The sequence below is a fragment of the Streptomyces sp. NPDC054863 genome (assembly GCF_053610825.1).
Genome location: NZ_JBSGZD010000286.1, coordinates 1 through 10,193, shown reverse-complemented (window position 1 = coordinate 10,193; position 10,193 = coordinate 1). Strand labels below are relative to the sequence as shown.

Sequence of the window (10,193 nt, the reverse complement as noted above, 5' to 3'; positions counted from 1 at the left end):
AGCCGTCAGTGCGCTGTCGGCCTGCCGTTCAGTGCCGGGCAGGTCGGGGGTGCCCACCGGGGCCGGAGGCGGTGCTTCGGGCAGGTCAGGCAGGCAGGTTGGCCTCGATGGCTGCGACGATCGCCGTGTCACCGGGCTCGGTGCGGGGCCGGAAGCGGCCCACGGCCTCGCCCGCGGGCGAGAGCAGGAACTTCTCGAAGTTCCACTGCACGTCCCCGGCCTCACCCTCCGCGTCCGCCACCTCGGTCAGCGCGGTGTAGAGCGGGTGCCGGTGCTCCCCGTTGACCTCGATCTTCTCCAGGAGCGGGAAGGTCACTCCGTAGCTCGCCGAGCAGAAGGTCGCGATCTCCTCCGCGCTCCCCGGCTCCTGTCCCGCGAACTGGTTGCACGGCACGCCCAGGACCGTGAAGCCGCGGTCCGCGTACGTCTTCTGCAGCTCCTCCAGGCCCGCGTACTGCGGCGTCAGGCCGCACTTCGACGCGACGTTGACGACCAGAACCGCCTTGCCCTTGTGCGCGGCCAGGCTCGTCGGCTCGCCGTCCAGGGTGTGCAGCGGGATGTCGTACAGGCTCATGTGCGGGTCCTCCTCGGTTGCTCTGCGGACTTCGTCCGAATTACGCAGGCTAACCCGTGCCACCGACAGTCGCGCCGCGACCCCGGCGAAGAGGGCCGTGAGGGCGTCGATCCGGTCGTACGGCACACCGGAGGGAGCAACCGGTGAGCACGGAAACCGAACCGGCCTTGGCCGCCGGGGCGTTGTCAGTGCCGTCTCCTACGCTCGTGACCATGAGCAGATGGCTGAGCGACCCGCAGGTGCTGGTGGAGCAGGCGGTCGGGTACCGGGACCTCGCCGTGCGCGGCGACCTGCCGGGGCTCGCCCGATCGGTGATGCGGGCCGCCTGCCACAACGGCGCCATGACCGGCCCCGGCGCCGACAATCTGGAGCTGCTGCGCTCGCTCCCCGACACCGACCGGCTGGTCCTCGGGCGGATCTGGGCGGACTGGCTGCCGAAGGTCGAGGACGAAGGGCCGTACGTCTTCGAGGACTTCGGCCGCAGTCCGGGCTATCTGCGCGGCGAACTCCTCACGGTGGCCAGCGGTGTGGTCCGTGGCCTCGACGGTGACCTGCTCGCCGCCGAACGACAGGCCAGGCTCGCCGAGTTGGGGACGCGATACACGGTCACCTCCGGCAACCGGGACTGGGAGCTGGTGACGGCCGAGCTGGCCGCAGGGCGCATTCCCGACCCGTCCGTCCTCGCGGTCCTCCGGCGCACCGCCCTCGTGCACCACGCGGAGCCCGCTCTGTGCGCACTGCTCGCCACCTTCCCCGGGCCGGTGCTCAACCCCGGGGAGGCCTGGGTCGACCAGGCCCTCAAGGACGAGGCGGCCGGCGGTGAACCCTGGCGGTTGCTGCTGGCGCACACCGCCCCGCCCACCGCCCGCGCTCCCTCCGCGAAGTGGGCCCGCGCCGGGCGGACGCTGCTGGACGCGGCGGGCCCGGAGCAGGTCCGTCACCGGATCCACAGCTGGTTCGACCTGGTCGGGCAAGGGCGTGCGGCGCCCCCGCTGCGCAGCCATCGGTACGACGACATCGATGCCGTCCGGCGGCCCGACCCGTACAACTGCCAGGCACTGCGTGGCCTTGCCTGGCTGCTGGGTCTGGCGCCGCCCGCCCCGGACACGGCCGCAGTCCTGGCCCGGCTTGCGGATACCGCGCTGCGGCCCTTGCCGAGTGGGATACCCGCTGCCCCCAAGGTGGCGGAGGCGGCTGTCGTGGCCCTGTCGCTGCAAGGTGGTGCGGCTGCGCGCGACGAGCTGGTGGAGCTGACCCGGCGGGTTGCTCACCGGGGTGTCGCCCGCAGGATCGCCGCCGCGCTGGGCGGGGGGTGAGGGAGCCTTCCCCAAAGAGTCGGGCACCGACGGGAGTTGACCGTCGGGGCCCCGCCCGTGGGCGCTATGCCGGAGTCGGCACCGGGTCCTCGCCGAACACCCAGGGCGCCAGGATGACCATCCAGCCGTCCGGGTCCGCGAACACCACCGCGCCGCGCTCCGGCCAGTAGGAGTTGGCCGCCTCCACCGGCTCGTGCCCGCGCTCGCGCATCCTGGCCACGCCGGCCTCGACGGCCCCGGGCCCGCGCACGTACAGCACGAGCTGGTTCTCCGGGTGCGGCTCCGGTATCCGCGGCGGGTGGCCGCTCTGGGTGATCTCCATGTGGACGGGCGTGCCGGGCAGCCCGAAGACCACTCCGGCGTGACTGCCCTCTTCCTGCCAGGCGGCCAGGACCGGGAGTTCCAGATCGTCCCGGTAGAAGCTGAGGATCTCGTCGTAGCGGACGGTGGGGCGGGCGAAGCGCACGGCGCCCACGTCGAGGTGTTTCGGCCAAGTAGTAGTCATGCACCGCATTATGGGCGAGCTCCGTGGGGCCCGTGATCCGACCCGGGTCCCGGTCGTTCTCCGCCGTCGGGCCCGGGTCGAAAGTCGGCCGAACTCCGCCCACTTGCCGTTTCTTTCCCCGTCGGCCGGTTGACGGGCCCCCTTCCTCTGACTCACCCTCCATATATAGGTGCCCGATACAACTGGTTGGCCCGGATCCGGGCCGGCCCGGATGTCAGGAGGAGCCCCCATGTGCGGAATCAGCGGATGGATCTCGTACACACGTGATCTGCGCACCGAACAGCGGACCGTCGACGCGATGACCGAGACCATGGACTGCCGAGGCCCCGACGACCGGGGGACCTGGGTGTCGGGCCCCGCCGCCCTCGGCCACCGCAGGCTCGCCATCATCGACCTGCCCGGCGGCCGGCAGCCCATGACCGTCGACACCCCGCGCGGCACCGTCGCCGTCGTCTACTCGGGGGAGACGTACAACTTCACCGAACTGCGCGCCGAACTCACCGCGCGCGGCCACCGGTTCACCACCGAATCCGACACCGAGGTCGTGCTCCACGGCTACCTGGAATGGGGCGAGGACGTCGCCTCCCGCCTCAACGGCATGTACGCCTTCGCCGTCTGGGACGAGCACAAGCAGCGGCTCGTCCTGATCCGCGACCGGATGGGCATCAAGCCCCTCTACTACTACGAGACCCCCGACGGCGTCCTCTTCGGCTCCGAGCCCAAGGCCGTCCTCGCCAACCCCCTCGCCCGCCGCGAGGTCGGCCTCGACGGGCTGCGCGAGATGCTCGCCCTCGTCAAGACGCCGGGCCACGCCGTCTGGGCGGGCATGCGCGAGGTCGAGCCCGGCACGGTCGTCACGGTGGACCGGGGCGGCCTGCGCCGGCACGTCTACTGGGAGCTGGCGTCCACCGAGCACACCGACGACCGCGACACCACGATCGCCCACGTCAGGACGCTGATGGACGACATCGTCCGCCGCCAGCTCGTCGCCGACGTGCCCCTGTGCACCCTGCTCTCCGGCGGCCTCGACTCCTCCGCGATGACCGCGCTCGCCGCGCAGCAGCTCGCCCCGACGGGGGAGCGGGTGCGCAGCTTCGCCGTCGACTTCGTCGGCCGGACCGAGAACTTCGTCGCCGACGAACTGCGCTCCACCCCCGACACCCCGTTCGTCCACGACGTGGCGCGCGCCTCCGGCACCGACCACCAGGACATCGTCCTGGACTCGCACGCCCTCGCCGACCCCGAGGTGCGCGCCAAGGTGATCCGCGCCCGCGACCTGCCGATGGGCTTCGGCGACATGGACGCCTCGCTCTACCTCCTCTTCAAGGCGATCCGCGAACGCTCCACGGTCGCCCTGTCGGGGGAGTCGGCGGACGAAGTCTTCGGCGGCTACCAGCAGTTCTTCGACGAGGAGGCCCGCCACGGGGACACCTTCCCCTGGCTGGGGCAGACCGGCCGGCACTTCGGCACCGACGACGCCTCCGTCCTGCGCCCCGCCCTTGTCGACTCGCTCGACCTCGGCACGTACGTCAAGGACAGCTACGCGACCGCCGTGTCCGGCATCCAACGCCTCGGCTCCGACAGCGACTTCGAGTTCCGGATGCGCCGCATGAGCCACCTCCACCTCACCCGCTTCGTGCGTGTCCTGCTCGACCGCAAGGACCGCGCCAGCATGGCCACGGGGCTTGAGGTGCGCGTCCCGTTCTGCGACCACCGCCTCGTCGAGTACGTGTACAACGCGCCGTGGGCCCTGAAGTCCTTCGACGGCCGGGAGAAGAGCCTGCTGCGCGAGGCCACCGCCGACGTCCTGCCGCGCTCGGTGTACGACAGGGTCAAGAGTCCTTACCCCTCCACCCAGGACCCCAAGTACGCGCTCGCCCTCCAGGACCACGTCAAGGGTCTCCTCGCCGACCCCGGCCACCGGGTCTTCGACCTCGTGGACCGAGGCCTGCTCAGGAGCGCCGCCGAAGTGGAGTCGCCGCAGATCACCATGGCCTCCCGGCGGAGCCTGGAACTCACCCTGGACCTGGCCCTCTGGCTGGACATGTACAAGCCGACCCTGGCACTCTCTTGACCTGATCGTGGCACGGGGGCGGGCTGACGTGGGTGCAGAGGGCGCGGACGTACGGGACGACGACGTGCGGGACACGGACGTACGGGACACGGACGTACGGGACGATGACGTGCGGGACCTGGTGGTCTCCCTGCACCGCCTGCTGCGCAGCCTCCGCAGAGCCGCCCCGGCCGGCTGCCTCCAGCCCACTCAGGTCATCGTCCTGTCCCTGCTGTACGAGAAGAGCCCGGCCAGGATCGGCGAACTCGCCGCGAAGGTGCCCTGCTCGCAGCCCACGGCCACCGCCGCCGTCGCCGCCCTGGAGACCCGGGGGCTGGTGCGCCGCGAATCCGACCCCACCGACGGCCGGGCCTCCTCGGTACGGCTCACCGCGCGCGGCGCCGAGACCCTGACCGAGGTGGCCCGCGACGAGGCCGAGGTGCTGGCCGCCCGGCTCGCCACCCTCGACGCGGAACAGGCCCGCGCCGTGGTGTCCCTGGCCCCGCTGCTCCGCCGACTCGCGGAGGCGGGTCCGGGGACCCCGTGAACCGGGCCCCGGCCCGGCCGGCCAGGTTCACTCAGGGCCGGGGCCCCACAAGGGCCGATCAGGGAATGCGCACGACAGCCGCGCCCTGTCGGGCCTCCGCCCGGCCGGTCCGCCCGCACCACCGGTGCACCGTCCACGCGCCGGCCGCCCCGACGACGTACCAGAAGAGATCGGGCGCGTTGAACGTCGACCCGAACACCTGCCGCAGCAGCCAGCTGCGGGCACTCAACTCCGCCGGTACGGAGGTGAGTTGGAAGAGCTCCAGCACCCAGCTCACCCCGAGCGCGACCCCCGCCGCGACCACCGGCCGCACCCGGGGCGCCACCGCGACCACGAGCGCGTACAGCAGCACCGTGTACAGCGCGTCCCCCGAGTACTTCGCGAAGCCGCCGCTGAAGACCGCCCGGATGCCGAGAGCGGCGGCGATCGCGACCGCCGCCGCTCCGAGCGCGTACCACCGGGTCCGGCTCACTGCGCGTCGGCCTCGGACTCGTCGATGAGGTACGACGACTCGTCGAACAGCTCCAGCAGGACGACGACGAACGCCTCGCGCACGACCACGTACTCCAGCACGATCCCCGGCGCGACATACGCCTTGCGGTACGTCTCGTTGGGCCCGATCTGCGCCGTGGCGAGCTTGTGGAAGGGGTCCCTGGCCAGCACGCGCACGGCGTGGTCCACCTTGGCCCGCCGCTCGCCGGTCAGGCTGTCGTGGACCGCCTTCGCCTCGACCGTGTACTGGACCTGGGACCGCCGCTCGGTCATCCCTCCTCGCCCAGTTTCCGGAACAGCCCCTCCTGCACCACCGACACCAGCAGTTGCCCGTCCCGGTCGTAGATCCGGCCGCGCGCGAGCCCCCGTCCGCCGGTCGCGATCGGCGACTCCTGGTCGTACAGGAACCACTCGTCCGCCCGGAAAGGACGGTGGAACCACATCGCGTGGTCCAGCGAGGCGATGTCGAAGTTCCGCGAACCCCACAGCGGCTCCACCGGCAGCCGCACCGCGTCGAGCAGCGTCGTGTCGCTCGCGTACGCCAGCGCGCAGGTGTGCACCAGCTGGTCGTCGCCGAGCGGGCCGACCGCGCGCATCCACACCGCGCTGCGCGGCTCCGCGCCCTCGATCTCCTCGCGCGTCCAGCGCAGCCCGTCCACGTACCGGATGTCGAACGGCTGGCGGCGCGCGATGCGCTCCAGCGCCTCCGGCAGCGCCCCCAGGTGGTCGCGGATCTCGTCGGCGACCGTCGGCAGCGACTCCGGGTCGGGGACCTCGCGGCGCGGCGGCAACTGGTGCTCGATGCCGCCCTCCTCCGGCTTGTGGAAGGACGCCGTCAGGTTGAAGATCGTGCGGCCCTGCTGGACGGCCGTGACCCGCCGGGTGGTGAAGGAACGCCCGTCGCGCACCCGCTCCACCTGGTAGACGATCGGCACGCCGGGGCGGCCGGGACGCAGGAAGTACGCGTGCAGCGAGTGCACCGGGCGCTCGCCGTCCGTGGTGCGGCCCGCGGCGACCAGCGCCTGGCCCGCGACCTGCCCGCCGAAGACCCGCTGGAGGTGCTCCTGCGGGCTGCGGCCACGGAAGATGTTGACCTCGATCTGCTCCAGGTCGAGCAGATCGACGAGTCTCTCGGCGGGGTTCGTCATGGCAGTTGCTCCTCTTCCGGGTCTCTCGACCTGGTTCCGTGTCCCTATACCTGGCCGAGCTGGCCGACCGAGGTGACCCGGACGACCGCCCGCGCCTCCTCGTCGGATGCCGCCAGGTCGACCTCGGCGCTGATGCCCCAGTCGTGGTCGTCGCTCGGGTCGTCGAAGATCTGCCGGACCCGCCACAGCCCGTGCGGCTTGTCCTCCTCGATGATCAGCAGCTTGGGGCCGCGGGCGTCGGGCCCGGTGCCGAGCTCCTCGTGCTCGTCCCAGTAGTCGTCCATCGCCTCGCCCCACCTGTCCTCGTCCCAGCCGGACTCGGCGTCCAGCTCGCCGAGCGCGCGGACGTTGTCCAGGGCGGCCAGCTCCACGCGGCGGAACATGGCGTTGCGGACGAGCACCCGGAAGGCCCGCGCGTTCGCGGTGACCGGCTTGACCTGGTCGGCCTTCTCCTGCGCCTGCTCCGCCGTCTCGATCTCGGGGTTCGCCAGCTGCTCCCACTCGTCGAGGAGTGAGGAGTCGACCTGGCGCACCAGCTCGCCGAGCCAGGCGATCAGGTCCTGGAGGTCCTCCGACTTGAGGTCGTCGGGGATGGTGTGCTCCAGGGCCTTGTACGCGCCCGCGAGATAGCGCAGCACGATGCCCTCCGTGCGCGCCAGCTCGTAGTGCGAGGTGAACTCGGCGAAGGTCATGGCCCGTTCGTACATGTCGCGGACGACCGACTTCGGCGACACCGGGTGGTCGCCGACCCACGGGTGACTCTTGCGGTACACGTCGTAGGCGTGCCACAGCAGCTCGTCGAGGGGCTTGGGGTACGAGACGTCCTGGAGGAGCTCCATCCGCTCCTCGTACTCGATGCCGTCCGCCTTCATCTGGCCGACGGCCTCGCCGCGCGCCTTGTTCTGCTGCGCGCCCAGGATCTGCCGGGGGTCGTCCAGCGTCGACTCCACGACGGACACCATGTCGAGCGCGTACGAAGGTGACTCGGGGTCCAGCAGGTCGAAGGCCGCCAGCGCGAACGTCGACAGCGGCTGGTTCAGCGCGAAGTCCTGCTGGAGGTCCACCGTCAGCCGTACGATCCGGCCGTCGGCGTCCGGCGTGGCCAGTTGCTCCACCACACCGCCGTCCAGCAGTGAGCGGTAGATGGCGATCGCCCGGCGGATGTGCCGCAGCTGGGCCTTGCGCGGCTCGTGGTTGTCCTCCAGGAGGTGGCGCATCGCGTCGAAGGCATTGCCCGGCCTGGCGATGATCGACAGCAGCATGGTGTGCGTGACCCGGAAACGGCTGGTCAGCGGCTCGGGGTCGGAGCCGATCAGCTTGTCGAAGGTGGACTCCGACCAGGCGATGAAGCCGTCGGGGGCCTTCTTGCGGACCACCTTGCGGCGCTTCTTCGGGTCGTCGCCCGCCTTGGCGAGCGCCTTCTCGTTCTCCACGACGTGCTCGGGCGCCTGCGCGACGACGAAGCCGGCCGTGTCGAAGCCGGCCCGCCCGGCCCGGCCCGCGATCTGGTGGAACTCACGGGCGCGCAGCGTGCGCACCCGCGTCCCGTCGTACTTCGTCAGCGCCGTGAAGAGCACGGTCCTGATCGGCACGTTGACGCCGACGCCGAGCGTGTCCGTACCGCAGATGACCTTCAGCAGACCGGCCTGCGCCAGCTTCTCCACCAGGCGGCGGTACTTCGGCAGCATGCCCGCATGGTGCACGCCGATGCCGTGCCGTACGTACCGGGAGAGGTTCTGGCCGAACTTGGTGGTGAAGCGGAAGCTGCCGATCAGGTCGGCGATCTTCTCCTTCTCCTCCTTGGAGCACATGTTGATGCTCATCAGCGACTGCGCCCGCTCGACGGCCGCCGCCTGCGTGAAGTGCACGATGTAGACCGGCGACTGCCGGGTGTCGAGCAGCTCGGTCAGCGTCTCGGTGATCGGCGTCAGGCGGTACTCGTACGACAGCGGGACCGGCCGCGTCGCGGAGCGCACGACCGCCGTCGGGCGGCCGGTCCGCCGGGTCAGGTCCTTCTCGAACATCTCGACGTCGCCGAGCGTCGCCGACATCAGGATGAACTGCGCCTGCGGCAGCTCCAGGATCGGGATCTGCCACGCCCAGCCGCGGTCCGCCTCCGCGTAGAAGTGGAACTCGTCCATCACGACCTGGCCGATGTCGGCGTCCTTGCCGTCGCGCAGCGCGATCGAGGCGAGGATCTCGGCGGTGCAGGCGATGACGGGGGCGTCCGCGTTCACCGAGGCGTCGCCGGTCAGCATGCCGACGTTCTCCGTGCCGAACAGCTTGCACAGGTCGAAGAACTTCTCCGACACCAGGGCCTTGATCGGAGCGGTGTAGAAGGTGACCTTGTCCTGGGCCAGTGCCGTGAAGTGCGCACCCGCCGCGACCAGGCTCTTTCCGGACCCCGTCGGCGTGGAAAGGATCACGTTCGCGCCGGTGACCACCTCCATCAGCGCCTCCTCCTGCGCCGGATAGAGGGCGATGCCCTGGCCCTCGGCCCAGGTCGCGAAGGCTTCGAAGAGGGTGTCGGGGTCGGCGGTCGGCGGGAGCTGATCGATAAGGGTCACGCCCCCCATCTTGCCTGCCTCCGGTACGGATCGGGGAACCGGAGGGTACATACAAGATCATCACGGATAGGGTGGCGGGTCAGCCCATCGGCGGCCGGGGCGCAACTCGGCCGCGCCAGGGAAGAGATGGGGGCACAGAAGCTAATGGGGCGGGTACGACCATGATGGGACCGGCGCACTCTCTGTCGGGTGCAGCGGCGTGGCTGGGGGTCGGCGCGGCGACCGCCGCCTGGGGGCATCCGATGCCGTGGCCCGTGCTCGTCGTCGGCGCACTGATCTGCGCGGGCGCGGCACTCGCCCCCGACCTCGACCACAAGGCCGCGACCATCTCGCGCGCCTTCGGCCCGGTCTCGCGGCTGCTGTGCGAGATCGTCGACAAGCTGTCGACCGCCGTCTACAAGGCGACCCGGGGCAAGGGCGACCCGCGCAGGAACGGCGGTCACCGCACCCTCACCCACACCTGGGTGTGGGCGGTGGCGATCGGTGGCGGCTGCTCGGTGGCGGCGGTCTGGGGCGGGCGCTGGGCGGTCCTCGGCGTCCTCTTCGTGCACCTCGTGCTCGCGGTGGAGGGCCTGCTGTGGCGGGCCGCCCGGGTCTCCAGCGACGTACTGGTGTGGCTGCTGGGCGCGACCAGCGCGTGGATCCTGGCCGGGGTGCTGGACAAGCCGGGCAACGGCTCGGACTGGCTGTTCACCGGGCCGGGCCAGGAGTACCTGTGGCTCGGCCTGCCCGTCGTGCTCGGGGCGCTCGTGCACGACATCGGGGACGCGCTGACCGTCTCCGGCTGCCCGATCCTGTGGCCCATCCCGATCGGCAAGAAGCGCTGGTACCCGATCGGGCCGCCGAAGGCGATGCGGTTCAGGGCCGGGAGCTGGGTGGAGCTGAAGGTGCTGATGCCGGTGTTCATGCTGCTCGGGGGAGTGGGCGGGGCGGCGGCGCTGAACTTCATCTGACGCCGGGAGCCCCGTCCGGGGCCGGAGCGCGAGGGGCG

General features: G+C 71.3%; 10 protein-coding genes. 4 read left to right on the top strand and 6 right to left on the bottom strand.

Annotation, left to right across the window (positions count from 1 at the left end; translation table 11 throughout):
- Nucleotides 1-85 precede the first annotated feature (85 nt).
- Nucleotides 86-574 (bottom strand): glutathione peroxidase, encoded by a 489-nt coding sequence (locus ACWGIG_RS32285; protein WP_453325238.1) that lies wholly within the window; start codon nucleotides 572-574, stop codon nucleotides 86-88.
- A 212-nt stretch (nucleotides 575-786) separates the two neighbouring features.
- On the opposite strand from ACWGIG_RS32285, the gene ACWGIG_RS32280 reads away from it, so the two are divergent.
- Entirely contained in the window at nucleotides 787-1,890 is a 1,104-nt protein-coding gene (locus ACWGIG_RS32280; protein WP_453325237.1) for a hypothetical protein, read from the top strand.
- Nucleotides 1,891-1,954: 64 nt separating this feature from the next.
- Here the strand turns inward: ACWGIG_RS32280 and ACWGIG_RS32275 are convergent, their stop codons facing one another.
- On the bottom strand, nucleotides 1,955-2,395 hold the full coding sequence (locus ACWGIG_RS32275) for a VOC family protein (RefSeq protein ID WP_453325236.1): 441 nt from the start codon (nucleotides 2,393-2,395) through the stop codon (nucleotides 1,955-1,957).
- 229 nt (nucleotides 2,396-2,624) lie between these two features.
- Here ACWGIG_RS32275 and asnB point away from each other — a divergent pair, with 229 nt between their 5' ends.
- Together asnB and ACWGIG_RS32265 are read left to right on the top strand one after the other, a co-directional pair.
- Nucleotides 2,625-4,469, top strand: coding sequence for an asparagine synthase (glutamine-hydrolyzing) (gene asnB / locus ACWGIG_RS32270; RefSeq protein ID WP_453325235.1), 1,845 nt, complete (start codon nucleotides 2,625-2,627; stop codon nucleotides 4,467-4,469).
- 28 nt (nucleotides 4,470-4,497) lie between these two features.
- The gene (locus tag ACWGIG_RS32265; RefSeq protein WP_453325234.1) at nucleotides 4,498-4,995 is read left to right on the top strand and encodes a MarR family winged helix-turn-helix transcriptional regulator; all 498 of its coding nucleotides are present in this window, start codon (nucleotides 4,498-4,500) and stop codon (nucleotides 4,993-4,995) included.
- 58 nt (nucleotides 4,996-5,053) lie between these two features.
- Here the strand turns inward: ACWGIG_RS32265 and ACWGIG_RS32260 are convergent, their stop codons facing one another.
- From ACWGIG_RS32260 to ACWGIG_RS32245, 4 genes are read right to left on the bottom strand one after another with little or no spacing between them, the layout of a single operon-like run.
- A complete protein-coding gene (locus tag ACWGIG_RS32260; protein ID WP_453325233.1) occupies nucleotides 5,054-5,467 on the bottom strand; it encodes a ribosomal maturation YjgA family protein in 414 nt (137 codons plus the stop codon).
- Nucleotides 5,464-5,760 (bottom strand): hypothetical protein, encoded by a 297-nt coding sequence (locus tag ACWGIG_RS32255; RefSeq protein ID WP_453325232.1) that lies wholly within the window; start codon nucleotides 5,758-5,760, stop codon nucleotides 5,464-5,466. Before ACWGIG_RS32255 ends, ACWGIG_RS32260 begins: the two co-directional genes overlap by 4 nt.
- Nucleotides 5,757-6,635 carry an acyl-CoA thioesterase gene (locus tag ACWGIG_RS32250; RefSeq protein WP_453325231.1) on the bottom strand — a complete coding sequence of 293 codons (879 nt, stop codon included), beginning with the start codon at nucleotides 6,633-6,635 and terminating at the stop codon, nucleotides 5,757-5,759. The genes ACWGIG_RS32255 and ACWGIG_RS32250 overlap by 4 nt, the downstream gene beginning before the upstream one ends.
- Nucleotides 6,636-6,679: 44 nt before the next feature.
- Entirely contained in the window at nucleotides 6,680-9,202 is a 2,523-nt protein-coding gene (locus ACWGIG_RS32245; protein ID WP_453325230.1) for a DEAD/DEAH box helicase, read from the bottom strand.
- A gap of 161 nt (nucleotides 9,203-9,363) precedes the next feature.
- Here ACWGIG_RS32245 and ACWGIG_RS32240 point away from each other — a divergent pair, with 161 nt between their 5' ends.
- Nucleotides 9,364-10,155 carry a metal-dependent hydrolase gene (locus ACWGIG_RS32240; RefSeq protein WP_453325229.1) on the top strand — a complete coding sequence of 264 codons (792 nt, stop codon included), beginning with the start codon at nucleotides 9,364-9,366 and terminating at the stop codon, nucleotides 10,153-10,155.
- Nucleotides 10,156-10,193: the final 38 nt, after the last annotated feature.